This window comes from Actinacidiphila guanduensis (genome assembly GCF_900103985.1).
GTDB lineage: Bacteria > Actinomycetota > Actinomycetes > Streptomycetales > Streptomycetaceae > Actinacidiphila > Actinacidiphila guanduensis.
Map to the genome: position 1 here is coordinate 113,764 of NZ_FNIE01000007.1, position 25,168 is coordinate 138,931.

General features: G+C 74.7%; 19 protein-coding genes, 2 tRNA genes and 1 pseudogene. 9 read left to right on the top strand and 13 right to left on the bottom strand.

The window, feature by feature from the left end:
* Window positions 1-268: 268 nt before the first annotated feature.
* Complete coding sequence (locus BLR33_RS16815) at window positions 269-1,366, bottom strand: PP2C family protein-serine/threonine phosphatase (protein WP_143031702.1); 1,098 nt, start codon at window positions 1,364-1,366, stop codon at window positions 269-271.
* Window positions 1,367-1,699: 333 nt separating this feature from the next.
* Here BLR33_RS16815 and BLR33_RS16820 point away from each other — a divergent pair, with 333 nt between their 5' ends.
* Window positions 1,700-3,121 carry a M1 family metallopeptidase gene (locus BLR33_RS16820; RefSeq protein ID WP_093785305.1) on the top strand — a complete coding sequence of 474 codons (1,422 nt, stop codon included), beginning with the start codon at window positions 1,700-1,702 and terminating at the stop codon, window positions 3,119-3,121.
* Between the two features lie 87 nt (window positions 3,122-3,208).
* Here the strand turns inward: BLR33_RS16820 and BLR33_RS16825 are convergent.
* Window positions 3,209-3,282 (bottom strand) — tRNA-Lys (locus tag BLR33_RS16825).
* A gap of 61 nt (window positions 3,283-3,343) precedes the next feature.
* The gene (locus tag BLR33_RS16830) at window positions 3,344-4,102 is read right to left on the bottom strand and encodes an IclR family transcriptional regulator (RefSeq protein ID WP_245771466.1); all 759 of its coding nucleotides are present in this window, start codon (window positions 4,100-4,102) and stop codon (window positions 3,344-3,346) included.
* Between the two features lie 364 nt (window positions 4,103-4,466).
* Between BLR33_RS16830 and BLR33_RS16835 the strand changes: the two genes are divergently transcribed.
* Together BLR33_RS16835 and BLR33_RS16840 are read left to right on the top strand one after the other, a co-directional pair.
* A complete protein-coding gene (locus BLR33_RS16835; protein ID WP_245771467.1) occupies window positions 4,467-5,588 on the top strand; it encodes an LLM class flavin-dependent oxidoreductase in 1,122 nt (373 codons plus the stop codon).
* 261 nt (window positions 5,589-5,849) lie between these two features.
* On the top strand, window positions 5,850-7,739 hold the full coding sequence (locus BLR33_RS16840) for a glycosyl hydrolase family 18 protein (protein ID WP_245771468.1): 1,890 nt from the start codon (window positions 5,850-5,852) through the stop codon (window positions 7,737-7,739).
* A gap of 156 nt (window positions 7,740-7,895) precedes the next feature.
* On the opposite strand, the gene BLR33_RS16845 is transcribed toward BLR33_RS16840, so the two are convergent.
* Window positions 7,896-9,656, bottom strand: a complete 1,761-nt coding sequence (locus BLR33_RS16845; protein WP_093785308.1) for a putative bifunctional diguanylate cyclase/phosphodiesterase — start codon at window positions 9,654-9,656, stop codon at window positions 7,896-7,898.
* 321 nt (window positions 9,657-9,977) lie between these two features.
* On the opposite strand from BLR33_RS16845, the gene BLR33_RS16850 reads away from it, so the two are divergent.
* Both BLR33_RS16850 and BLR33_RS16855 read left to right on the top strand, forming a co-directional pair.
* Complete coding sequence (locus BLR33_RS16850) at window positions 9,978-11,240, top strand: M6 family metalloprotease domain-containing protein (RefSeq protein WP_407639689.1); 1,263 nt, start codon at window positions 9,978-9,980, stop codon at window positions 11,238-11,240.
* 2 nt (window positions 11,241-11,242) lie between these two features.
* Window positions 11,243-12,526: a M6 family metalloprotease domain-containing protein gene (locus tag BLR33_RS16855; protein WP_245771469.1), complete on the top strand. Its 1,284-nt coding sequence runs from the start codon at window positions 11,243-11,245 to the stop codon at window positions 12,524-12,526.
* Between the two features lie 14 nt (window positions 12,527-12,540).
* On the opposite strand, the gene BLR33_RS16860 is transcribed toward BLR33_RS16855, so the two are convergent.
* From BLR33_RS16860 to BLR33_RS16895, 8 genes and pseudogenes are all read right to left on the bottom strand, one after another.
* Complete coding sequence (locus BLR33_RS16860) at window positions 12,541-12,969, bottom strand: OsmC family peroxiredoxin (protein WP_093785309.1); 429 nt, start codon at window positions 12,967-12,969, stop codon at window positions 12,541-12,543.
* Between the two features lie 167 nt (window positions 12,970-13,136).
* Window positions 13,137-13,210 (bottom strand) — tRNA-Lys (locus tag BLR33_RS16865).
* Window positions 13,211-13,277: 67 nt separating this feature from the next.
* Complete coding sequence (locus BLR33_RS16870; protein WP_107408892.1) at window positions 13,278-13,880, bottom strand: bifunctional DNA primase/polymerase; 603 nt, start codon at window positions 13,878-13,880, stop codon at window positions 13,278-13,280.
* A gap of 171 nt (window positions 13,881-14,051) precedes the next feature.
* Window positions 14,052-14,402 carry a hypothetical protein gene (locus tag BLR33_RS16875; protein ID WP_093785552.1) on the bottom strand — a complete coding sequence of 117 codons (351 nt, stop codon included), beginning with the start codon at window positions 14,400-14,402 and terminating at the stop codon, window positions 14,052-14,054.
* A 186-nt stretch (window positions 14,403-14,588) separates the two neighbouring features.
* Window positions 14,589-15,857 carry an AAA domain-containing protein gene (locus BLR33_RS16880; protein ID WP_245771485.1) on the bottom strand — a complete coding sequence of 423 codons (1,269 nt, stop codon included), beginning with the start codon at window positions 15,855-15,857 and terminating at the stop codon, window positions 14,589-14,591.
* 119 nt (window positions 15,858-15,976) lie between these two features.
* The gene (locus tag BLR33_RS16885) at window positions 15,977-17,599 is read right to left on the bottom strand and encodes a hypothetical protein (RefSeq protein ID WP_093785310.1); all 1,623 of its coding nucleotides are present in this window, start codon (window positions 17,597-17,599) and stop codon (window positions 15,977-15,979) included.
* Window positions 17,600-17,988: 389 nt separating this feature from the next.
* Window positions 17,989-19,047, bottom strand: a pseudogene (locus tag BLR33_RS16890) (hypothetical protein); the annotation flags it as partial.
* A gap of 414 nt (window positions 19,048-19,461) precedes the next feature.
* Window positions 19,462-20,400 carry a phosphatase PAP2 family protein gene (locus BLR33_RS16895; protein ID WP_093785311.1) on the bottom strand — a complete coding sequence of 313 codons (939 nt, stop codon included), beginning with the start codon at window positions 20,398-20,400 and terminating at the stop codon, window positions 19,462-19,464.
* A 235-nt stretch (window positions 20,401-20,635) separates the two neighbouring features.
* On the opposite strand from BLR33_RS16895, the gene BLR33_RS16900 reads away from it, so the two are divergent.
* From BLR33_RS16900 to BLR33_RS16915, 4 genes are all read left to right on the top strand, one after another.
* Window positions 20,636-21,331, top strand: a complete 696-nt coding sequence (locus BLR33_RS16900) for a TetR/AcrR family transcriptional regulator (RefSeq protein WP_093785312.1) — start codon at window positions 20,636-20,638, stop codon at window positions 21,329-21,331.
* A 400-nt stretch (window positions 21,332-21,731) separates the two neighbouring features.
* Window positions 21,732-22,331 (top strand): histidine phosphatase family protein, encoded by a 600-nt coding sequence (locus tag BLR33_RS16905; RefSeq protein ID WP_093785313.1) that lies wholly within the window; start codon window positions 21,732-21,734, stop codon window positions 22,329-22,331.
* A gap of 160 nt (window positions 22,332-22,491) precedes the next feature.
* The gene (locus BLR33_RS16910; RefSeq protein ID WP_322987165.1) at window positions 22,492-22,935 is read left to right on the top strand and encodes a hypothetical protein; all 444 of its coding nucleotides are present in this window, start codon (window positions 22,492-22,494) and stop codon (window positions 22,933-22,935) included.
* A gap of 813 nt (window positions 22,936-23,748) precedes the next feature.
* Entirely contained in the window at window positions 23,749-24,600 is an 852-nt protein-coding gene (locus tag BLR33_RS16915) for a spermidine synthase (RefSeq protein WP_093785314.1), read from the top strand.
* Between the two features lie 13 nt (window positions 24,601-24,613).
* Here BLR33_RS16915 and BLR33_RS16920 read toward each other — a convergent pair whose 3' ends face one another.
* A complete protein-coding gene (locus BLR33_RS16920) occupies window positions 24,614-25,135 on the bottom strand; it encodes a hypothetical protein (RefSeq protein WP_093785315.1) in 522 nt (173 codons plus the stop codon).
* Window positions 25,136-25,168 lie beyond the last annotated feature (33 nt).

The window sequence follows — 25,168 nt, forward strand, 5'->3', positions numbered from 1 at the left end:
TGCCCCTCTGGGGGAGCAGTTCCTCCCCCAGAGCTTCGCCTGGGGGTACCCCAGCGCCCCTGAAAACCTCGCCCTTCGCGCGCAGGGCGAGCACCTTAGGGGCGCGGGGAACTGCGCGCGCAACCAGCCACCGGGCGGCAGGCGGCGACGCACGGGAACCCCCGCGGCGGGGAGCCGCACCGTAGCCACGACGGTGCGGCGACGCACGGGAACCCCCGCGGCGGGGAGCCGCACCGTAGCCACGACGGCGGCACCGTAGGGGAGCCCCCTACGCGGAGGGGGCCGACAGGAGGAGGACGACGACGTCGTCGGAGAGGGAGCCGCCCGCGTGGCGGAGAAGGTCCGCGTAGAGGCGCTCGGCGGCCCCGTCGAGGTCGTCGCAGGAGCCCGCGACGAGGGGGGCCGCGCGCTCGGCGAGGGGGTAGAACGTGTGGTCGCGCGGGCTGCGCGCCTCGATGACGCCGTCCGTGCAGAGGAGCAGGACGTCCCCGGGCAGCAGCGGGACCCGCCACGGCTCGGGCGGCTCTCCGTGCGCGACCATGCCGGCCAGCCCGAGCGGCACCCAGGGGTCGACGGGTTCCAGCGTCTCCACGGTGCCGTCGGCGGACACCCGCAGCGGCGCCACATGCCCGTAGTGCAGCAACTCGACGCTGCCCTCCTTGTCGAACTGCGCGAACAGCGCGGTGATGAAGTCACCCGTGCCCACGTGCCGCCCGACGCTGGCGTCGACCCGGGCGGCCACGTGCGCCAGGCCGCCCTCGTCGTACGCGGCCTCGCGGAACGCGCCGAGCACCACCGCCGAGGTCTGCACGGCGGCGAGCCCCTTGCCGCGGACGTCCCCGATGAGCGCGCGCACGCCGTGCGGGGTGTCCAGCACGGCGTACAGGTCGCCGCCGATCTGGGCCGCGTCGGCCGCCGAGACGTACCGCACGGCCAGCCGCACCCCGCCGACCCGCGGCTCCGGCGGGTGCATCAGCGCGTGCTGGGCGGCCTCGGCGACCGAGGCGATGGCGGTGAACGCCTTGGCGCCGGCCTCGCGCCGCCAGGCGATGTAGACGCTGAAGACGCTCACCACGGCGTAGGCGAAGAGCTGGCCGAGGAGCACGTCCCGGTCGGGGATGCGGGTCACGCCGTCGTAGGGCGACAGGGCGGCCTGGATGCCGGCGCCGAGCAGGCTGATGAAGAGGGTGCGCTGCCAGTTGACGGTGATGGCGGCCAGCGCCGGGGCGGCCACGATGCCGGGCGTCAGGAAGTGGTCCTGGCCGGCGAGCAGGTCCGCGCCGACCACGATGACCAGCGCGGCGATGGGCAGGGACATGCCCATCCGGGAGAGGTACTCGCTCTCCAGCCGCTGTACTGCTCTCACCCAGGCGTTCTTCACATGGGTACCCATCTGGCCTCGACCGGCCGGTCAGCCGCACGCCCCCCTGGCCCCACAGCGGCCACCGGTGGCCGGTACCCGGACCGGTACCGCCATGAGCAGGAACGCGCCGAACAGCATCAACGTTCCCATCTTCGCTCATGTGTGCAACCCGGTCCTCGTCCGCGCCCGACCTGCGCGGATGCCGGCCGCGGGCCGTGGCGGCGGTGTTGCGGCCGGTGAACGCATTGCGACAGCAGGGGCGGTTGGGGTGGCCGGGGCGCCGCCGGCTTCCTAGGGTCGGCGTGTACCTGCCACCCATCGCGCTGGAGGACCCCTGTGCGCAAGAGACTGCTCGCGTCCGCTGCCGCCGTCGCCGCCTTCGGGCTGCTGCCCGCCCTGTCGGCCACCCCGGCGGGCGCGGCGAACGCCGGACCGGGCGCCCCGGGCATCGGCGACCCGTACTACCCGACCTACGGCAACGGCGGCTACGACGTCTCCCACTACGACCTGCGGCTGTCCTACCAGCCCGCCACCGACACCCTCAGCGGCACCACCACGCTGACCGCCCGGGCCACCCAGGGGCTGACCTCCTTCGACCTGGACTTCGCGCTGCCGGTCAGCCGGGTCACCGTGGACGGCCGCCCGGCGGCCTTCGCCGCCAGCGGCGAGCAGGAACTCGTGGTCACCCCGGCCCGCACCATCCCGCGCGGCCGCACCCTCACCGTCGCCGTCACGTACTCCGGGGTGCCCTCCAGCGTCCAGCGCTACGGCTTCACCTCCTGGATGCGCACCCCCGACGGCGGGGTCGCGGCCAACGAGCCGGAGTCGGCCTGGTGGTGGTTCCCCAGCAACGACCACCCCGCCGACAAGGCGACCTACGACGTGGACGTCAAGGTGCCGCAGGGCGACCAGGCGATCAGCAACGGGCTGCTGCTCTCGCAGAGCACTCGCGGCGGCTGGACCGACTTCCACTGGCGGCAGGAGCGCCCGCAGGCCACCTACCTGGCCACGCTCGCGGTCGGGCACTTCGACTTCACGCACGCGCGCAGCGCCGGCGGCGTGCCCGTGCTCAACGCCTACAGCCCCGACCTGGACCCGGCCACCGCCGCCAACGCGCGGGCCAGTGTGGAGCGCACCGGCGAGATCGTCGACTTCCTCAGCGGCTACTTCGGCCCCTACCCCTTCGACTCCGCGGGCGGCTACGTGCCGAACGTGACGGCCGGCTTCGCGCTGGAGACCCAGACCCGGGTCTTCTACAGCCCGAAGTTCTTCACCAAGGGCCCGAACACCTCGGTGGTCGCCCACGAGCTGGCCCACCAGTGGTACGGCGACAGCGTCTCCCTGGAGCGCTGGTCGGACATCTGGCTGAATGAGGGCTTCGCCGGGTACGCCGAGTGGCTGTGGGCCGAGCACGAGCACACCGGCACCCCGCAGGAGCTCGCCCGGGCCGTCTACGACGCCCACCCCGCGAGCGACCCGTTCTGGACGGTGAAGCCCGGCGACCCCGGGGCGGCGAACCAGTTCGACGACGCGGTCTACGACCGGGGCGCGCTGGCCATCCAGGCGCTGCGCGACACCATCGGCGACCACGCCTTCCTCGCCCTGCTGCGGGCCTGGCCGACTCAGCACCGGTACGGCAACGGGACCATCGCCGAGTTCGAGGCGCTCGCCGAGCGCCTGTCGGGCAAGGACCTGGGCGCCTTCTTCACCACCTGGCTCTACACCACGGCCAAGCCCGCGACCTTCCCCGGCGCCTGACCGGAGCGGGCAGGCAGGCAGAGCAGGAACGAGCAGCAAAACGAGCGAGGGCCCTCCGCGATCCGCGGAGGGCCCTCGCTCCTCAGGTGCGCCGCCAGGGACTCGAACCCCGGACCCGCTGATTAAGAGTCAGCTGCTCTAACCAACTGAGCTAGCGGCGCCTGCTGACGTGGAAGACCTTACCCCATGGCGGCGGGCGCTCCCAAACCGGTTTCCGCCTGCTCAGATGCTCATGGTGAGCAGCACCGGGGCGGCCCGCTCGTGCAGGGTGTCCACGGCCGGGCGCAGCCGGTGCGCCTGGGCGTAGGGCATCGACAGCGCCAGGCACGCCACGGTCTTGCCGATGGTGACCGGGATCGCCGCGCAGACGGTGCCGACCGCGTACTCCTGCAGGTCCAGGGTGGGCACGGTGGCCGGCTGCCGCTCCAGCTTGGTGAGCAGCACCCGGTCGTCGACCTCGGTGCGGGAGGTGAGCCGGGCCGGGCGGTGCCGGGACAGGTGCTCGCGGCGCCCGTTGTGGTCCAGCTGGGAGAGCAGGCACTTGCCGACCGCGCTGGCGTGGGCGGCCGAGCGGAAGTCGACCCACTCGTTCACCTTGGGCGCGTTGGGGCCGTCGGCGAAGTCCACGATGCGCACCTCGCCGTCGTCGTACCGGCTGAAGTAGACCGCGGCGCCGACCTCGTCGCGCAGCTCGGTGAGGACCTCGCGCAGCCGCTCGGCCAGGGCCGCGTCGCGGTGGGCGGCGCCGAGCAGCACCAGCGACTCGCCGACCACGTAGCCGCCGCCGGGCACGAAGCCCAGGTAGCGCTCGCGGCGCAGCATCGCCAGCACCTGCTTCAGCTGGCCCGGGGGCACGCCGATCTCGCGGGACAGCTGCTCGGCGGTGACGCCGTCCCGGTGGGCGTCGACCGACTCCAGGACGCGCAGCGCGTATTGGACCGCCTGCACACCCGGCCCGAGGTGTTGGTACTCCAGCGCCACGGTGACCCCCCTGGGTAAGACCGTCTGCGGCATGGGCTGCTACTGGCTGATGACTGGCTGCTTCCGGCTGGATCGACCTCCACGATAGCCCCAATAGGCTTTCCGGTAGAGGAGGTTGAACGTTGATCCGACCGGCTCCGGGCGTCTGTGCAGGAAGGGGCCACCTTGGCATATGCCCACGTCACTGCCCTCTTTTCGGCCGGTCTGCATGTGCCACCGGGTCCGCGGGGGGCCGGAAAGACGAGCGGCGCCTGCGACGGGAGGGGCGCGCCCGGGCCCGGACCGGGAATAAACCGGACGCTTTCTCCGGTTGTTCCGCCGGGCGCCGGAGAGGCCGGGCACGACGATCGAGGAGGCGCGAGCCGTGGGTGAAGCAGACCGGGACGGGGCGGGACAGGGTATCCGGGGCACGGTCCGCGGGAGCGCGCCGGTGCCGCTGTCCGTACTGGATCTGGCCACCGTCGGCAGCGGCTTCACCGCCGCCGACGCGCTGCGCACCAGCGTGGAGATCGCCCGCACCGCGGAGACCCGCGGCTACCACCGGATGTGGGTGGCCGAGCACCACTCGATGCCCGGTGTGGCCAGCTCCTCGCCCGCGGTGATCCTGGGCCACCTGGCCGCCCACACGTCCACCCTGCGGCTCGGCTCGGGCGGGGTGATGCTGCCCAATCACGCGCCCCTGGTGATCGCCGAGCAGTTCGGGACCCTGGAGGCGCTCGCCCCCGGCCGGATCGACCTCGGCCTCGGCCGCGCGCCGGGCACCGATGGGGCCACCGCCGCCGCGCTGCGCCGCTCCGACACGCTGCACGAGGGCGCCGACGACTTCCCGCGCCAGCTGGCCGAACTCATCCGGTTCCTGGACGACGAGTTCCCCGACGGCCACCCCTACGCGCGCATCCACGCCATCCCGGGCCCGGTGCAGGGCACGTCCCCCGGCGGTGTGCAGTCCGCCGCCCGGCCGAGCGTCTGGCTGCTCGGATCGTCCGGATTCAGCGCCCAACTGGCCGGCGCGCTCGGCCTGCCGTTCTCCTTCGCCCACCACTTCTCGGCCGCCAACACCATCCCGGCGCTCGCCCTGTACCGGGAGTCCTTCCGGCCCTCGGAGATCCTGGACCGCCCCTACGCCTCGATCGGGGTTGCCGCGCTCGCCGCCGAGGACCCGGCCGAGGCGCACCGCCAGGTGCTCACCGGCGCCCTGAGCATGCTGCGGCTGCGCACCGGCCGCCCGGGCCTGGTGCCGACCCCCGACGAGGCGGCGGCCTACGAGTTCAGCGCCGTGGAGCGGGACTTCGTGGACTCCTGGCTCGGCAACGTGGTCTACGGCGACCCGGAGACCGTGCGGCAGGGCCTGGACGCCCTCGTGGCGCGCACCGGCGCCGACGAGCTGGTGATCACCGCCAACGCGCACACCCCCTCGGCGCGGCTGCGCAGCTACGAGCTCATCGCCGACGCCTACGGCTTCCCGAAGGACGTCGCCGCCGGTTAAACACGCGTTTCCGCCGCCCGGTGGTCCAACTCCCCACCGGCGGCGCGCCGTCGCCGGGCCGGTCCGCGGTTCGTGCCAAAGCCGCTCGTCACCCTGCTGACGAGCGGCTTTGGCGCGTCCGGGGGGAGGCGGGCGGAGCACCCGGGCCGCCGTATTGGTCTAGTCCAAGCTTGGTTCATACCATTGACGTGCACTTGACCAAGGGTTAACCATGCTGGGCACCCCTGTTGTTCCTCCTCCCTCTCCCCCCGGAGGTTCCCCGTGCACCGTAGGAAGAGAACGCTCGCGGCCGTCGCCGCGGGTGCCGCCGTCAGCATGGGCGCGGCTCTCGCGCTGTTCGGCGGGGTCGGCACCGCGCAGGCGAACACCACCGCCGCGGCGCAGCCGGCGGCCGCCGCCGCGAGCAGCGGCGGGGTCAAGATCGCGTACTACGACCAGTGGAGCGTGTACGGCAACGCCTTCTACCCCAAGAACCTCGACACCGAGGGGATCGCGGGCAAGCTGGACGTCCTCAACTACTCGTTCGAGAACATCGATCCGACGAACCTGACCTGTTTCGAGTCCACCAAGGCGTCGGACTCCACCAACGAGTCGGACCCGAACGCCGGGGACGGGGCGGGCGACGCCTTCGCCGACTACCAGAAGTCCTTCGGCGCCGACATCAGCGTCAACGGGACCGCGGATGTCTGGAACCAGCCGATCGTGGGCACCTTCAACCAGCTCAAGGAGCTGAAGGCGAAGTACCCGAACCTGAAGATCGTCGCCTCCATCGGCGGCTGGACGTACTCCAAGTACTTCTCCGACGTGGCCAAGACCGACGCCAGCCGGCAGAAGTTCGTCAGCTCCTGCATCGACATGTTCATCAAGGGCAACCTGCCGGTCCAGGGCGGCTACGGCGGCACCGGCAGCGCGGCCGGCATCTTCGACGGCTTCGACATCGACTGGGAGTACCCCGGCTCGCCCGACGGCCACGTGGGCAACCACTACAGCCCGGACGACAAGGCCAACTACACCAAGCTGCTGGCCGAGTTCCGCACCGAGCTGAACGCCTACGGGGCGGCCAACGGCGGCAAGCACATGCTGCTCACTGCGGCCCTGCCGTCCGGCCAGGACAAGATCGCGAACATCGAGACGGACAAGATCGGGCAGTACCTGGACTACGCCAACGTCATGACGTACGACATGCACGGCGCGTGGGACGCGACCGGGCCGACGAACGTCCAGGACCCCGTCTACCCGTCCTCCGACGACCCGTCGGCGGTGATCCCGCCGGGCAACGAGAAGTACAGCACCGACGGGGCGATCAAGGCGTGGACGCAAGGCGACTCCGCCTACGGCATCCCCGGCGGCCTGCCCGCGAGCAAGATCACCATGGGCTACCCGCTGTACTACCGCGGCTGGACCGGGGTGCCGGCCGGCAGCAACCACGGCCTGTACCAGTCGGCGACCGGGCCGGCCGGCGCGCGCAGCCTCAGCCAGACCGCGGGCGTGGCGTACTACAAGGAACTCGGCGGGATCGTGGACAACCCGTCGGACACCTTCTTCGACCCGAAGACGCAGTCCAACTACTTCTACAACGGCACGGAGTTCTGGGCCGGCCTCGGCGCCCAGGAGATCCAGGCCAAGGCGGACTACGCGCACTGCAGCGGGCTCGGCGGCTCGATGATGTACTCGCTGCTCGACCTGGACCCGTCGGCGACGCTCTTCAACAAGATCGTCACCGCGACCAACGGCTCGGCCCCGTCGAACTGCTCCAGCGGCGGCGGCACCACCGGCAGCACCAGCTCGGGCACCTCGTCCGGCACCAGCTCCGGCACGACGTCGGGGACGACCTCGGGCACCACGTCCGGCACGACGTCCGGGACCACGAACGGCGGCACCACCGCCGGCACGACCTCCGGGACCACCTCGGGCACCACGTCCGGCACCACGTCGGGCACGACCTCCGGGACCACGTCGGGGACGACCTCGGGCACCACGGGCGGGACCGGCGGCTGCACCCTGCCGTCGTGGAGCGCCTCGGCCATCTACGTCAACGGCGACAAGGTCTCCTGGAACGGCCACAACTGGCAGGCGAAGTGGTGGACGACCAACGAGCAGCCCGGCACGACCGGGGAATGGGGCGTCTGGCAGGACCTGGGCGCCTGCTGACCCCCTGACAGACCGGGGGGCCCACCGCCCGAAGCCCGAGCCCCCCTTGTCGGGTCCGCGTCCTCACTCCCCCCGAGGACGCGGGCCCTTCTGTCTCCCGGCCGCGATTCCGGCCCCCGCCGTCGGCGCCGCGGCCCGGCCCGTTCCGGCGCGGGCTCAGCCCAGCAGCGCCGAGATCGCCGCGGGGCCGACCGGGCGCGAGTAGTGCCAGCCCTGGCCGGTGTCGCAGCCGATCCGGCGCAGCCGCTCGGCCTGCTCGGCGCTCTCCACGCACTCGGCGGTCACCGTCAGGCCCAGCCGGTGGGCGAGGTCCACCAGGGCCTCGACGATGGTCTGGTCGGCCGGGTTGGGGTGCTCGGCGGACCGGAAGCCCTGCACGAAGGAGCCGTCCAGCTTCAGGGCCGAGACCGGCAGCCGGCTCATGTAGGCGAGGTTGGAGTAGCCGGTGCCGAAGTCGTCGATGGCGATCCGCACGCCCATCTCGTGCAGGGCGTGCAGCGCCTGCAGCGGCCGCCCGGCCGAGCCCATCACCGCGGACTCCGTCAGCTCCAGCTGCAGCAGCCGCGGCGGCAGCCCCGTCTCGCGCAGGATCGCCGCCACGTCGGCGACCAGGTCGGAGTCCCAGACCTGGCGCACCGCCACATTGACGCTCACCACCAGCGGCGAGTCGGGGTGCGCGGCCTGCCAGGCGCGGGCCTGCCGGCAGGACTCGGCGAGCACCCAGCGGCCCAACTGCACGATGGAGCCGTCCTCTTCGGCGAGCCCGATGAAGCGGTTGGGCGACAGCCGGCCGAAGTGCGGGTGCTCCCAGCGCACCAGCGCCTCCACCCCGCGCAGCTCGCCGGTGTCCAGCGCCACCAGCGGCTGGTAGTCCAGCACGAACTCGCCGCGCTCCACGGCCTGCCGCAGGGTGCGCGAGAGGGCCTGACGGGTCATCAGGTGTGCGTTGCGCTCCGGGTCGAAGAGTGTCCAGCGGCCCTTGCCGTCGGCCTTGGCCCAGTACAGCGTGGTGTCGGCGGCCTGCATCAGCCCGGTCGGGGTGGTGTCGGCGGCCTCGCGCTCCACCACGCCGATGCTCGCCGAGACCGCCAGGCGCTGCCCGGCGATGTCGAACGGCGCCTGGAGCGCGTCCAGGACGGCTGTCGCGAGGGTGGTGGCCTGGCCGGTGCCGGTGGAGTCGCGCAGCAGCAGCGCGAACTCGTCCCCGCCCAGGCGCGCCACCAGGTGCCCGCCGGGCTCGGCGCAGCGCTGCAACCGGCCGGCGACCGCGGCCAGCAGTTCGTCGCCGACCCGGTGCCCGAGCGTGTCGTTGACCGCCTTGAAGCCGTCGAGGTCCAGGTAGCACAGGCCGATCCGGCCGGTGCCGTGCTGCGGGGCGCGGGCGCAGGCGTCGGAGAGCCGCTCGAAGAACAGCGCCCGGTTGGGCAGCCGGGTGACCGGGTCGTGCATCCGCAGGTGCCGCAACTCCCGCCGCAGGGTGTCGCGTTCGCCGACGTCGTCGACGGTGAGCAGCAGCGGGCGGGTGCCGGTGCGGGACAGGGTGATCTCCGCACGCAGCGCGCTGCCGTCCGGCCGGGCCAGCCGGCGGGTGCAGCGCAGCCGGCGCCGGCGGCCGGTCAGCACGTCCTGGAAGGCGCCCCGCGCGTGCGGGTCCCCGTCGGTGCCGAGCAGCGCGCCGATCGGGGCGCCCGCGATCCGCTCGTGCTCGGTGCCCAGCAGCCTGGCCAGCGCCGGGTTGGCCGCGAGCACGGTGCCGTCCGGGCCGAGCAGGGCCATCGCGGAGCGGGAGACGGCGAAAGCGGCGCGGTAGTCGTGCAGCTCGGCGTCGGTCGAGCGCGCCCGCACATGATCACTGCGTGTGATGGTCTGTGCGGTGCTGTCGGGCTCGACGCCGGGGCCGCCCGCCGGTCCGCCCATGGGCTGCTCCCTGTTCGCGCTTGACGTCCCTGGCGATCATATGGGCTGGCGGAGTTGGCGATCCAGCGCCGTGATGGTGATTCTCCGCACGCGTGCTGACGGACCGACCGTTTCCGCGCGTTTGCTTCCCGCACCTGATCACTCTCCGCACGTCATGACGGAGCGTAGTCGCTCGTGCGGCGGACAGCCCGTACGGGAGTGCTGCCCACGACACTCGCGGCCGACACCCGCTCGGAGCACCCGAAACCGGCAAAGCACTGCAATCCATAGCAAGGTGGGGGAGGTCCGGGAGAGGCCCGGCACCCCACCACGGAGGCCCCAGTGCGGCGGTCGGAGTTCGCTCCCGAAGCGCGGCGGCGCGTCGGGCGCGCCGTGGCCGCCGCGGTCGCCTGCTTCGCCGCGCTCGTCGCCTGGACGCTGATGACCGGCCCGTCGGCCGGCGCCGTCGCCGGCAGCGCCTGCCTGCTGCCGCGCGCGGCCGCCCACCACTCGGAGGGCACCGACGGCTGGGACGCCGGCTACCCCCGCCCGTCCGGCGACATCCGCGCGCTGATGGTTTTCCTGTCCTTCCCCGGCACCACCCCCGACCTCACCCCCGCCGAGGTCGCCGCCGACCACTACCCGGCCACCGGCCGGTTCTGGGCCACCGCGTCCTACGGGCAGTTCCGGCTGCACCTGCACGCCGAGACCCGCTGGCTGCGGATGCCCCGCCCGGCCGGCGACTACCTGATCAGCCGCGACTGGGACGGCGCCGACCGCTCCGCCTACCTGCGCGACGCCATCGCCACCGCCGACCCCGTGGTGGACTTCCACGGATACGACGTCGTCTACCTCGTGGCCGACCCCGACGCCCCCGGCGTCGACTCCGACGCCACCAAGGTGGTCAACCTCGCCTCGCCGATCACCGCCGACGGCAACCCGATGCGCCGGCTGGTCACCGTCTTCGAGCACCACCCGCCCGACCGCAACGTGCTCGCCCACGAGACCGGCCACGTCTTCGACCTGCCCGACCTCTACTACCGCCCGCCGGCCGGCAGCAATGCCGACTGGGACACCCACGTGGGCGACTGGGACCTGATGGGCAGCCAGTTCGGCCTGGCCCCCGACCCCTTCGCCTGGCACAAATGGCGGCTCGGCTGGCTCGGCCCCGGCCAGGTCGCCTGCGTCACCGGGGTCGGCACCAGCTACCACGACCTCAGCCCCGACGAGACACCCGGCGGCACCAAGCTGCTCGTGGTGCGCACCGGCCTGGACAGCGCCCTGGCGATCGAGGCCCGCGCCCGCACCGGCAACGACCGCACCGCCTGCACCCAGGGCGTGCTGCTCTACACCGTCCGCTCCGACCGCGAGTCCGGCGACGGGCCCATCGACGTGGTCGACGGCCACCCCGGCACCTCCGCCTGCCCGGCCACCTCCGTCTACCCGCCGCTGGCCGACGCGCCGCTCGGCGTCGGCGAGTCCTACGCCCTGCCCGACGGCAGCACCCAGGTCACCGTCACCGACCACCCCGCCGACGGCACCTGGAGCGTGCGGGTGACCGTACGGCCCGCGCACGGCACGCCGGACCTGCGGGCTGCGGGCTAGCCGTGGCCGAGCCCGGGCGCACCCCTGCCGCCCCGCACCTGCTGCGCCGCCTGTGGGGCACCAAGCGGCTGCGGGCGGCCGCGCTCGCGGTGTGCGGGCTGCTCGCCGCCGGGTCCGCCGTCATAGCCCGCCCGCAGCCGCCCGGCGCACAGGGCCCGCCGCCCGCCTCCCGCCCCTGCGCGCTGCGCCAGGTCCCCGGCGTCGCGATGTCCGAGGGCTTCGCCGACCCGCCGGACAACGGCCACGGCCGGGAGTTCGCCCCCTCCACCGGCACGGTGCGCGCCCTGACCCTGCTGGTGGACTTCCCCGACGCCAAGGCCCCCTACAGCGCGCGCGAGCGCTACGGCGAGTTCTTCCCGGCCGTCCCCGAGTGGTACGCCCGATCCTCCTACGGCCGGCTGCGCTACGAGTCCACCCCGGTGCTGCGCTGGATACGCATGCCGCGGCCGTTCGCCGCCTACGGCATCGGCCGCGGCTACGGCTGGGACGCGCACACCGAGATGATGCGCGACCTGCTCAAGGCCGCCGGCACCTCGGTCGACTTCCGCGGCTACGACCTGGTCAACATCCTGGTCACGCCCAACGCGGGGCCGCCGGCCGACGAGTCCGTGCTCTCGGTGACCTGGACCGGCGCCTCGGCCGCCACCACCGACGACGGCGCCCACCTGGACAAGGTCTCCCTGATATACGGCCACGACCAGTCCGGCTTCCGGGTCCTGGCGCACGAGAACGGGCACGCGCTCGGCCTGCCCGACCTGTACTCCGCCGACGACTTCCAGCGCACCGACCGCCTCGCCGGGCAGTGGGACACCATGTCGCTGGACTGGGGCCTGCAGGGCGACCTGCTCGCCTGGCACAAGTGGAAGCTCGGCTGGATACAGGACCGCCAGGTCGACTGCGTCACCGCCCCCGGCACCCGCACCTACCGGCTGCGGCCGCTGGAGACGCCCGGCGGCACCAAGGCGGTGGTCGTCCCGCTGGACGCGACCACGGCCTACGTGCTGGAGCTGCGCGAGGCGCTCGGCAACGACAAGGACGCCTGCCGCCAGGGGATACTCGCCTACCGGGTGCGCACCGACGTCGACTCCGGCCGCGGCCCGGTCACCGTGCTGGACTCGCACCCCCGCACCAGCGCCTGCGACTTCAGCAGCAGCACCTTCAACGGGCTCAACGACGCGCCCTACGCGCCGGGCGAGGGCTGGAAGGACACGGCGGACGGCCTGTCCTTCACGGTGCTGCCGCCCGACGCGGCGGGTGACTGGCAGGTGCGGGTCACCCGCCGCTGAGACCGGGCCGGGGCTCAGTCGAGCAGTTCCGCCTCCAGGGTGATCTGCACACCCGCGAGCGCCTTGCTGACCGGGCAGTTCGCCTTCGCGTCCTGGGCGGCCGCCTCGAACGCCTCGGCGGTCAGCCCCGGCACGCGGGCCTTGACCGACAGGGTGATGCCGGTGATGCCCTCACCCGGCTGGAAGGTCACGTTCGCCACGGTGTCCACGGACTCCGGCGGGGTGCCGGCGCCGGCCAGGCCGTGCGAGAGCGCCATCGAGTAGCAGGAGGAGTGGGCCGCGGCGATCAGCTCCTCGGGGCTGGTCTTGCCGTTCGCCGCCTCGGCCCGCGACGGCCACGAGATCTCGTACGTGCCGATGCCCGAGGTGTCGAGCGAAACCGTGCCGGCGCCGCCGATCAGCGGGCCCTTCCACTGGGTCGTCGCGGTGCGGGTGGTTGCCATGGGGAAGCCTCCAAGAGCTCCGGGTGTGCCAACGCCGGGCGGCACCCGCCGCCCGCGTGAACGCTACCTCGCCGGGCCCCGCCGACACGACGGCGGACACGACGGCGGACACGACGGCGGACACGACAAAGGCCCTCCGCAACCGCGGAGGGCCTTCGCTGCTCAGGTGCGCCGCCAGGGACTCGAACCCCGGACCCGCTGATTAAGAGTCAGCTGCTCTAACCAACTGAGCTAGCGGCGCCTGCTGACGTGGAAGACATTAGCACCCGCTGCCTGAGCTTGCGAAATCGGTCGTGTTCATGCCCCGTTCACGCGGTGCCGGGCGCGCTGACCAGGGGCGGAAGCGGCGGAACGGTCTTCGCCTGGGCCTCCCGTACGGCCCGCAGGCAGGCCCACAGCAGCACGTCGGGACCGGGCAGCCACGGGCTCGCGGTGTCGGGCGCCACGACCCAGTGCGAGCGGGTGGCAGCCGGCCCCGGATCGGCCCCCGGCGCCTCCTGGGTGTCCCAGCCGTCATCGGCCGGACCGTACAGCGGCGGTACCGTGACCGCGTCGCCGCGGCCGTGGCACAGCAGCGGCGGCATCCTGCGGCCCCACTCCTCCCAGTCGAGCAGTGCGGGCAGCCGCTGGGCGGTGCCGGGGGCGGACAGCAGCAGCACCCGGCCGCGGTGCACGGCCACCGGGCCGCTGCCGGGGCCCGAGGCCCACAGTTGCTCCACCACCCGGCGCCCGAAGAGGGCCGGCATGTTCACCACGTCGAAGACGGTGCCGCAGGGCAGCACGCTGGGCGCGGTGGGGCGGGCCGACCAGAGGGCCTCGACGCTCCGCGGGAAGGCGCTGGCGGAGGCGAGCCAGGCGGCTCCCTCCGCGGTGACGTACGAGCTGTGGTGGCGGCGCTGCATCTCGTCCATGGCAACTACAGCTACCTGAGGCACCGTTGCACCTGTGGGTCATCCGTGGAAACCGGGACGGAACGGGGCGCGAGGGAGTACCGTGCGCCCACGCGCGCAATTGCACGCGCGGTGTTCGATTCCCGATGGTCCTGCTCGCACAGGGTTCGCACCCGTGTGCGTACGGGCCTGCTACGGGGTGGCGCCGCCGCCCTTGATCAGGCGCTCGCCGAACTCGGCCATCTTGCGTGCGTAGTCCTCCGTCCAGCCGGCCTGCTCGGCGAGGGCCGCGAAGGTCAGCCGGTCGAAGCGGCGGGGGTCGGCGAGCTGGGCCGCGGCGATGGCCTGGAACTCCGTCGCCCGGTCGGCGGCCGCGCGGAAGGCGACGGCGAGCTCGGTCGCCCGCTGCAGCAGCTCGCGGGGGTCGTCCATCGACTCCAGCTCGAAGAAGCGGTCGGTGCCCTCCTCGGGTATCGCGCCCGGTTCGAACCGCAGCGGCACCGGCCGCCGCCACTGCGGCGTGCCGCCCGCATCGGACCCCATCTCGGCTCCCTCCACCGACGCCTCCCTCCATTGTGCGGGGTCCTTCCCCCGAGCGGACGCGGCCCCCCGCCCCGGGGGTTCCCGTACAGTGCCGACAGCCGCGCGACCAGCCCATGGCGAGGTGCAGGAGGCAGCGGCGGGGAACCCCGTGGCGGGGTGCCGCACCCGCACAAAGAACCGTGCGGCTCAGAGGGCAACGCGATGTTCCGCGAGGTGGGAGAGCACCGCGTGGTTGGCCTCCCAGCCGTCGGGGAACTTCACGGTGACACCGAGCCGCACCGGCTCGGAGGAAGGGTGCTCGTCGAGCAGTTCGGCGACCCCCGCGCGGCACACGACGACACACGCGTGCCGGTGCCGCGAGGCGAGCACGCACAGCCGCCCCGTCTCCAGGTGGAAAGCCGTCGCGTCGGGCCGCCCCGACAGCGGGTGGAGGACCACCGTGACGTCGAACTCCCGCCCCTGCAACCGGTTCGCGGTGTCCACCGCCACCCCGGCCACCCCCACCTCCGAAAGCGCCGCCCGCACGGCCGCCGCCTGGTCGCGGTGCGCGGTGCCGACCGCGATCCGCTCGGCTGTGAGCGGCGCGGGCTCGTCCGCCGAGAAAGCGACCCCGCCGCGGTCCAGCAGCCGCCGCACCACGGCGGCGACGGCCCGTACCGCCTCCGGATCGGTCCGCGGGGTGTGCCGGGCGGGCAGCTCCAGCAGGCCCCAGCCGCTCTCGGCGGCCTCGTCCAGCACGCGGTCCACCGGCCCGCCGTCGCCCGCCGCGCCGAAGCCGAGCCGCCGGTCGCCCTCCCCGGTGCCGCTGCGGAAGGGCGTGTACGGGTAGAACGCCCGCGACACCAGCGGCGCCGCCGACGCCGGCAGCCGCCAGGACACCGGCAGCCGGTGCTGCGGCAGCCCCGGGTTGTGCGCCAGCAGCGTCACCACCGCGCTCGCCGAGGGGTCCCAGCTCAGCCCGGCCCACTGCTCGGCCCCCACCACGCTGAAGGGGTCCAGCTGGCCCGGGTCGCCGACGAACAGCGCCCGCTCGAAGAGGCCCGCGACCTGCAGCAGCGCGTCCGAGCGCATCTGGTACGCCTCGTCCACGATCGCGTGCCGCCACGGCTCGGTGTCCTTCACGTACGCCCACTTCGCCGCCGTGGCGATCACCACCTGCCGCTCCCGCAGGTCCGCCACCGAGGTGGACTTCGCGATCGAGGGGTGCCGGTCGAGCGCCGGGTCCGGCGGCGAGTCGCTGCCGTGCAGCCGTCCCACCGGCAGTTCGGGGTCGGCCGTGGCCAGCCGGGCCGCCAGGTCGTCCACCTGCGCGTTCGTCTGCGCCACGATCATCAGGGACTCGCCGGCCGCGGCCAGTTCGCGGGCCGCGCGCACCACGAGCGTGGACTTGCCCGCGCCCGGCGGGGAGTCCACCACGACCCCCCGCGCGCTGCCGTGCAGGGTGTCGGCGAGGATGCCCGCCGTCGCCTCGGCGGCCGCCCGGCCGGGGTCGAACGGCTCCGCGCCCCTCCCGTGGCCGAACCTCTCGTACGGGCTGCCGGCCGGGTCGGGGCCGGTGCTGCGCACGGGCTGCGTCACAGGTAGTCCTCCGGGGTCACGGGGTCGGGTGCGTCGGCGACGGGTGCCGCGGGGGCGCCGGGAACGGCGGACTGCGGCGGGCCGCCGTGCGTCCAGGGCGTCTGCTCGGCGTCCGGCAGGGCGGGCCCGCCGCGCGGGTCGTGCTCGAACAGGGTGAAGACGACGGTGTCGCCCACCTGCGGCACCGAACCCTCCTTGGGGGTGCGCCCGCTGCCCATGCCACCGGTGAGCTTGACGGTCACCCGCCAGCCGGGCGCGGGAGCGGCCCGCTCCGGCTCCTCCGGGCCGCGCGGCTCCACCGCCACCAGCTCCGCGCTCTGCGCCGAGCGCGCCCCCGGCAGCGCCCGGTACGCCTTCGTGCCCGGCTCGGCCTGCGGCAGGTCGTCGGTGGCGACGGTGAGCACCGGCCGGGGCATCGGGCGGCGGCCCTCCGACCAGGTCATCACGACATCCAGCACGGTGCCGCTGAACGCCTCGCCGGACAGCCGCCGCACCGCCATGGCGAGCGGGTCGTCCAGCGCCTCCTGGGCGGCCAGCCGCGCCTGGGCCGTCTCGCGCCCGGCGAGCTTCTGCGCGGCGGTCACCGCGTCGTCCCGCTTGGGCTGCGGCGGCTCGCCGGCCCGCACCCGGTCCCGGTGGCCGGTGAACGACCAGCGGTCCCGCTTCCAGCGCTCCGCCACGTGCTCGGCCTCCGGCAGCGTCCGCAGCAGGTCGAGGCCGTGCCAGACGTCGTCCCAGGTGGGCCGCAACTGCGAGGCGACCAGCTCGCGCACCTGCTCCTGCGCGGCGGCGACCTCGGCTCTGCGGCGGGCGTCGTCCCCCGCCTCTTCCAGCGCGGCCCGGGCCCTGTCGTAGCGGGCGAGGGCCGGCGCCAGCACGCGGTTGTCGAAGACGGGGTCGGTGGCCGGGCCGGCCGGCGGGCTGACCAGCAGGCCGTCAGGGGTGCGGCCGGTCTGCGCGCGGGCGGCGGCCGCGGGCCCGTCCAGCCCCGGCGGCGGGTCGATCCAGCCCAGCAGGGCGCCCAGGTGCTGGTCCTCCATTGCGCTCTGGCCGGTGGCCCAGTGCCGGGTGAGCAACTCCGTCATGGCGAGCAGCAGGCTGCTGCCGGGGGTGCGGGCGCGCTCGGCGTAGTGGGTGAGCCAGCGGCCGAGCAGCGGCACCGGCACGGGCACCGGGTGCGGCGCCTCCGGGTCCTCCACGGTGCGCAGGAAGCGGGTCGAGCGGCCGACCAGCCGCACGAACTCCACGGCCGCGCTGTTGGGCACCACGATCTGCAGCGCGTCCGCGCACAGCTCGGTCTCCTCGCGGTTCCGCGTCGCCGGCTCGACCTCCACCTCGTCCGACAGCCGCTCCACCTCGGGCAGCAGCGCCTCGGCGAGCCCGGCGAAGAAGCCGAACCGCAGCTCGCGGTCGAGCGGCTGGGGCACCACGAGCAGGGTGGGCACGGCCCGGTCGGTGCCGACCATCGCCCCCAGCGGCGCCCCCGCCTCGCCCGCGGTGGTCAACGGCACGAGCACGAGCGGCCGTTCGGCCACGTGCCGATGGCGTACGGTCGCCGCGGCCACGGCCCTGCGCGCCGCCACGGCCTCGGCCCGCGCCAGCGTGTGCAGCACGCTCACCTGCGCCCCCCGTTCCCGGCGCCGTCCGCGCCGCCGAGGACCGTCCGAGCCGCGCCGGGCCTCGTGGGGGCGTCGGGGGCGGCCGCGCGTTCCGCGGTGGGCGGGCTGTCGGCGGCTGTGTCCGGCTCGGCCGCGCCTGCCGCGTGCCTGCCGTTCGCGGCGGCGGAGGCGGCCGAGTGCTCGCTCTTCGTGACCGCGGGCCCCTCGTGGTCGCCGGTGGCCGCCCGGGGCACATCGGCCCGCGGCGCGGTTCGGGCGGTTCCGGCCGTCGGTGTGTCCGGTCCGCCGGCCCCGGCTGCTGCGGCCGTGTGCTGTCCGGACGGGCCGGCGGTGGTCGTCTGCGGCTCTCCGGCCCCGGAGGCGGCCGCGTTTCCGGCGGGGCCGCTCGGCGGGGCGGGGGGTTCGGGGCTCCTGCTCGCGGGGACGGTCGCGGCTGCCGCGGTCAGCGCCTCCGCCCTGAGGGCGGCCGCTCGGCGCAGGGCGCCGACCGCCGGGTCGTCGGGGTCGCCCGCCTCGCCGTGGGCCGCGGCCAGCACCGCCTCCACCGTGGTGAGGCCGCCCAACTCGCCGCGCAGCGACCGTCCCAGCGCCTCCACCCTGCCGTCCGCGCGGGAGCGGTCCCGGCAGTGGAAGGCCAGCTCGCAGGTGGACAGGCACTCGGGTGCGTACGCGGCCGGCACCGCCTCCACCGCGGCGGCCAGCTCCGCGCGGGGCCGGGTCGGGGTACGGCCGTCGGGGCCGTAGGCGAGGTCGAAGGTGGTGCCCTCGGGCAGCGCGTCGGCGATGTCCGCGATCCGGGTGAGCCGGGTCAGCTGGCGCCGCGTCACGGCGAGCTGCTTGCGGATGTCCACGCGGTCGGCGGTGGGCAGGTTGGAGAAGTCCTTCGGGCAGACCAGCAGGATCTCCGGGCGGGTGCGGCCGGGCGCGAGCGCGTCCAGCGCCAGCACGTACACCGCGGACTGCCGGGCCGCGGCACCCACCTTCGTGGCGTCCGCGCCGCCGTCCAGGATCGGGAAGGACTTGATCTCGACCACGGTCCACGTGCCGTCCGGCGCCACCGCGACCGCGTCCGGCTCCAGGTACGCCGTCGAGCCGGCCACGTCCAGGGCGAGCAGCGGGTGGTCCAGCAGCGTCCAGGTGCCGGGGGCGGCCTCCGCCAGTGCGATACGGGTGCGGTGGACGCGGCCCTCCGGACCCGGCGCGGCGAGGTCGGGCAGCTCGGCCCGGCCCTCGGCGCCGAGCAGGCGCAGCAGTTCGGCGCAGCCGTCTTTCTTGACCCGGGCCTCGAAGGCGTGGCCGCGCGAGAAGGCGAAGCGGGACTGGCCGAAGCGGGCGGGTGCGCCGAGCGCGTCGGACAGGGCGCCCTTGTCCACACCGGCGGCGTCCATCAGGGCGCGGCGCCGGCATCCGGGGTTCGCCGCCAGCGCGGCCAGCGCACGCGCGTCCATGGGCCGGGGCGGGACGGCTGCGCCGCGCAGCGCGGCGAGCCGCTCCCGCAGGTGCGTAGTACTCACCCGCGAAAGTGTGGCACTACGCGGTGACAACACGCTGTGGCGGTGCGGGCGCGGCTCCCGCCGCGGTCGTACTCGCCGTCCCCGGCCGCCAGGCCGGTGGTGGGTGCGCGGCCCCCGCCGCAGGGGGTTCCCTTTCGGTGCCGAGTGCTGCCCGGGGCGGTGCGGGTGCGGCAACTCGCCGTGGGCGTTCCGCGCGTTCCCGGCCGCGGCCCGGTGCCTGGCTGGTGGGGGTGCCCCCTCTGGGGGAGCAGCTCCACCCCCAGAGCTTCGCCTGGGGGTACCCCCAGCGCCCCTGTGGAGCTTGCCCTTTGTGCGCAGGGCGGGCTGTGCAGGCCCGGGGTGCCGCGGCTACGGGTGGGTGGCGGGTTCGCCGTCGGTGGGGGGTGCCGGGGAGGGGATCGCTCGGGGTGCGGGCGGGGCCGGGGGCTCGGAAGCGGTCGGGGCCGGTGCCGGGGCGGCGGTGGGTGCGGGTGCGGGGGTGGTCAGGGCGAGCGACTGCTCGGCGGGGGCTGTGGGGAGGACGCGGGAGCGCACCGCGTCGGTGAGGCGCAGCGCCGGCTTGGCGAGGAGGAAGCCGATACCCATCACGGCCACGCCGGCACACGCGTCCATCAGGTAGTGGTTGGCGGTGCCCATCACGACGAGCGCGGTGACCAGCGGGTACAGCACGCCGATCCCGCGCAGCACCCGGTGCCGCCCGTACCGGAAGAGCATGATCCCGCACCACAGCGACCATCCGACGTGCAGCGACGGCATCGCCGCGTACTGGTTGGTGAGGTGCCCCATGCCCCGCGGCGCGCTCGCGTCGGTGCCCCACCAGCCGTAGGACCCGTACTGCGCCATCGTGTCGATGAACCCGTGGCCCCCGGTGAGCAGCCGCGGCGGCGCCGTCGGCACCGCGGTGAAGCCGACCAGCCCGATGAACGTGGAGATCATCAGCCAGGTGCGGGCCACCCGGTAGTGGGTGGGCCGGCGGCGCCACAGCCAGACCAGGACCGCGGGCGTCACGATGTAGTGCAGCGAGGCGTACGCGAAGTCCGCCGGGACGCCGAGGAAGGCGTGCCGGGTGAAGAGCCGGTTGAACCAGCGCTCGGGGTCCAGGTGCAGCAGCTGCTCGAAGTGGAGGATGTCCAGCCCGTGTTGTACCGCCTCGCTCACGTCGCCGCGCACGAGCACGCGGGCGCCGGAATAGAGGCCGTAGACCACGGCGATGAGCGGCAGCTCGGTCCACCAGCGGAGACGGCCGCGGTAGGCGGCAGCGCGCGGCGCGGTGGTGGTCATCGTCATGCGGACGTGTCTCCAGGTTCTGCGAAGGCCGCGGCCCGGTGGTCATCGACGTGTTGGCGTACGCTCTACCGTACGACGTACGGTAAATCGCGCGCACCCCGCCCCCGGGGTGTTTCCGGACACCCCCGGTCGGTCATGTGTTCAACCCTGCGTGGCGGGGTATGCACCCGAGGACGCCCGGCCCCGCCCACGGGTTGCCTGCCGCGAGGTACGAAGGACGAGAACAGAGATCCCGATGTCCGTGCCCCAGCCGGTCCGCTCCCCACGGCGCCGAGCACCCCGCAACACGCTCAACCCGGATCGTATCCTCGATGCCGCCATCGCCCTGCTGGATCGGGACGGCGCCGAGGCGTTCACCATGCGCGCGCTCGCCGAGGAGCTGGGCGTGGCCACCATGGCGATCTACTCGCACTTCCGGAACAAGGACGAGATCAGCGACGCGGTGGCCCAGCGCCTGCTGGACGGGATCGAGTTGCCCTGCGGCGGCGCCCTCGCCCCCCGCTGTGAGCTGCGCGAGGTCTGCCTGGGGGTCCACCGGCTCTTCACCGAGCACCCCTCCGCCCTGCAACTGCTCACCAGCCGCCCTCTGCGCGGGGACGACGCGATCGGCGTCATCGACCGCATGCTCGCGCTGCTGCGCCGCAGCGGGCTGTCCGCCAAGGACGCCGTGCGCGCGCAGGTCACCCTGATGCAGTACATCGTCGGCTCCGCGCTGTGGAGCATCCGGCGCTCGCGGGCGCTGTGCGAGGAGGGGGCGCGCGAGCGGGTGCGGGCGAAGTTCGACGCCCTGTCGCCCGAGCGGTACCCCACCCTGACCTCGCTCGCGCCCGAGCTGATGTGCGCTCAGGAGGACGCCGTGGCGCAGTTCGAGTGGGGCCTGGACCACCTGCTGTGCGGGCTGCTCGCCGGCCAGGGACCGCCCGAGGACTGAGGCGCGAAGCCTTTCCGGGGCGACCGGGGGCGGCCGTCCGAGGTTCGGCCGGGGCCTTCCGAAGCTGGTCAGGGCTGGTCAGGGCTGGTCAGGGCCGTCCGAGGTTCGGCTGGGGCCGTCCGAAGCTGGTCGGGGCTGCCCGAGGGCTGTCGGAGGTCCGTCCGAGGTTCGGCCGGGGCCGTCCGGGGGCGTCCGAGGTTTTCCGGAGTCGGCCGGGGTGCCGCGGGGCCGGTCCGAGGCCGGCCGGCATTCCCCGGGATGTTCTCCCGGCGCGGCCGGGCCCCGGGCCGCGCGGCACGGCTCGAGCGCGGTGGGCCATCATGGAGGGTCCCTCCGGCGGCCGCCAGGCTGCCGGGAGCACACCCGTACGCCCCGACCCCGCCCCGGGAGGCCCCGCCCCATGACCGTGCCGGAACCCCGTCTCCACCTGGTCCGGCACGGGCAGACCGAGTGGTCCCGCACCGGCCGGCACACCGGCCGCACCGACATCCCGCTGACCGCCGAGGGGGAGCGCACCGCGCGGCTGCTCGGCGAGCGGCTCGCGGGGGAGCGGTGGCGGCACCTGGCCGACGCCGAGGTGCGCACCTCCCCGCTGGCCCGGGCGGCCAGGACGGCCGCGCTCGCCGGGTTCGTCCGGGCCAAGGAGTGGGACGCGCTCCTGGAGTGGGACTACGGCGGCTACGAGGGCCTGACCCCGGCGCAGTTGCAGCAGGTCAGCCCCGGGTTCCACATCTGGCGCGACGGGGTGCCCGGCGGCGAGGAGCTGGCCGCGGTGGCCGCGCGGGCCGACGAGGTGGTGGCCTGGGCCCGCTCCACCCCCGGTGACGTGCTGGTCTTCGCCCACGGCCACTTCCTGCGGGTGCTCGCCGCCCGCTGGCTGGGCCTGGACCCCGCGTTCGCGGCCGCGCTGCGCCTCGACCCCGCCTCCCTTTCCGTCCTCGGCTGGGCCTACGGCGCTCCCGCCCTGGAGCGGTGGAACGACACCGCGCACCTGGAGTAGCCCCCCGTCCCACCCGCCCCACCACCCCCGAACGGGGGCGTGGCGCGGGCAATCGCCAGGGAGCGCCACCCCGCGGGGGCGGGTCCTGCGCGGGTCCCGCGCCGTTGGATGGGGTGTGGCGCCGCACCCGGCCGGCGCCGGGAGAGACAGGGAGGTTGCCGTGGAGGAGAGCTGCCCCTCGAACCACAGCCGGAAGGAGGGCGCGGCACCGCCGCGCGAGGTGGTGACCGTGCCATCCCGGCAGGGCCTGGAGGCCGCCGATCTGCTGCGGCTGAGCACCGGGGTGGGCCCGGTGTTCCACGACCGCGGTGCCGACAGCCTCGCCTTCCTCGTGCCGCCGGGCACCGCCGAGCAGTGGGACCTGCCCGGCAGCCAGTGCCACCGCGCCGCCGCCGACCCCTCGGCCGGCGGCTGGGTCGTCCCGCCCCACACCGACACGGCGGTCACCGACCCCCAGATCCTGCGCGCCGCCCTGGGCCGCGCCGCCCAGACCATCCGCCTGGCCGACGCCTTCGCCCAGTCCCCCCAGGACCCCGCCGCACCGCCCCCGGACGATGCGGCGCACCCCCACCCGGACCCGTCCACGGGGCAGCAGCCCCGCTAGGGCTTGTCGGACACATCCCGCTCGGTGGGCCGGGCCCCTGTGTGCTCCCCCCGCCCTCGGCGGGGCTCAGCCGCGTTGCGGGTCGTCGGCGCAGCCCTCCCCCTGCGTCTGCGGCCCGGGGGGTACCCCCCACCCTCCGCACCTTGTGAGCTGGGGGCACCCCGCCGAAGGTACGGGGGAGCACCGGCCCAAGCGGTCCCGCCTTGCCGGGCGGACGTCTCTCTTGGCCGGACGCGTTCCGGCGCCCACGGGCAATCCGCGCCTGCCGGCCGGACCCGCGCTTCGCCGCCCGGCGGCCGGGCCTGGTCCGCAAGGGGCCGGTGGGCTTCGCCGCTTGGTGTGCGGCAGGTGTGCCCGGAGCGGGGGCGGGTGCCGTGATCCCGTGGCGGGCGGGTCGCGCCTGGTCCGCAGGGGGTCGTTGGGGTGGGCTTCGCGGCTTGATGTGCGCGGGGCGGGGCCGTGATCCCGCTGCGGGCGGGTCGCGCCTGGTCCGCAGGTGGCTGGTGGGGCGGACTTCGCCACCCGGCGTGCCTCGGATGTGCCCAGCACGGGGGCGGGGCCGCGATTCCGTGGCAGGGGGCCGGGGCTCGTGCGCAAAGGGCCGGTGCGGTGGACTTCGCTGCTTGGCTTGGCTCGGGTGTGCCCGGCACGGGGGCGGGGCCGTGATCCCGCGGCGGCCGGGTCGGGCCTGGTGCGCAGGGGGCCGGTGGAGTGGACTTCGCTGCTTGGCGTGGCTCGGGCGTGCTCGGGGCGGGGCGGGTGCCGCGGGTGGGCCCGGATCGGTCGTGAGCCGGCGGGGCCGATAATCGGGGGGTGGCACGGAATCGGCGCGGGGCGGAGGCGGTCACCGCCAGGGTGGGCGGTGGGGTGGCCGAGCTGCGGCCCGATCCGGAGCGGGCGCAGGGGTGGACGCTGCTCGTGGACGGTGCCCCGCAGTCGCACGTGGACCTGGCCGACCCCGCGTACCTCGACTTCGCGTACCAGCGGCGGCTCGGCCACGTGATCGACCTCGCCGCCCCGCCGGGACAGCCGCTGCGGGTGCTGCACCTGGGCGGCGGTGCCCTGACGCTGGCCCGCTACACCGCGCACACCCGGCCCCGCTCCACCCAGCAGGCCGTGGAGATCGACACCGCGCTGACCGCCTTCGTCCGGGCCGAACTGCCCTGGGACCGCACCTGGCGGATCAAGGTCCGCGGCGGCGACGCCCGCGAGGCCCTGGCCAAAGTGCCGGACGGCTGGGCCGAGTTGGTGATCGCCGACGTCTTCGCCGGCGCCCGCACCCCCGCGCACCTCACCACCGCGGAGTACCTCGCCGAGGTGCGCCGCGTGCTCGATCCGCTCGGCTACTACGCGGCCAACCTCGCCGACGGCGCGCCGCTCGCCTTCCTGCGCGGCCAAGTCGCCACCGCCCGGGCCGTGTTCGCCGAGACGGCGCTCGCCGCCGACCCCGCGGTGCTGCGCGGCAGACGGTTCGGCAACGCGGTGCTGCTCGCCGCCGACCGGCCGCTGCCCGTCGCGGAGTTCACCCGCCGGGTGGCCGGTGACCCGCACCCCGGCCGGGTCGAACACGGCCGCGCGCTGGCCGACTTCACCGCGGGCGCCGCGCCCGTCACCGACGCCACCGCGGCCGCCTCGCCCGCGCCTCCGCCCGGCGCCTTCGACTGAGCGGCCCGCAGGGTCAGTTGTCGTACGCCTGGACGGTCGGCGGGTGGCCGTTCCACGTGCAGAAGACCGAGGACGCGGCCGTGCCCGAGGCCGAGGTGAACGTCACGCGCAGCCAGCCCGGTTGCGAGGTCCACACCTGCATTCCCCAGCCGGGGCGCGGAGTTGCCGACACCAGGGACGCGGAGGACGCGCCCAGGTCCAGCACCACCTGGCCGCCCGCGGTGGTGTAGCTGTGCACGTCCCCCGCGGGGTTCGGCGGGGGAGCCGACGCGGAGGGCGGCGCGGAGGTCGACGGCGTGGCCGAGGCGGGGGCCGAACGGTGCGGCACGGAAGGCGACTTGGGCGGCGGCTTCGGCTTCGGGCTGTGCGTGGCCGAGGAGATGGCCGGCGGCGAGGTACGGACGGCGATCGGCAGCGTCCGGGGCGGGCCGTACGCGGTGTCGTGCAGCACGGAGCGCACGCCGAACCACGACAGCGTTGTCGCTGCCGCTGTGGCCAGGGCCCACACCCCGCTGTGCAAAACCGTCCGCCGCACCCCGCCATCTTGGCCTACGGGGCGGCCATTCGC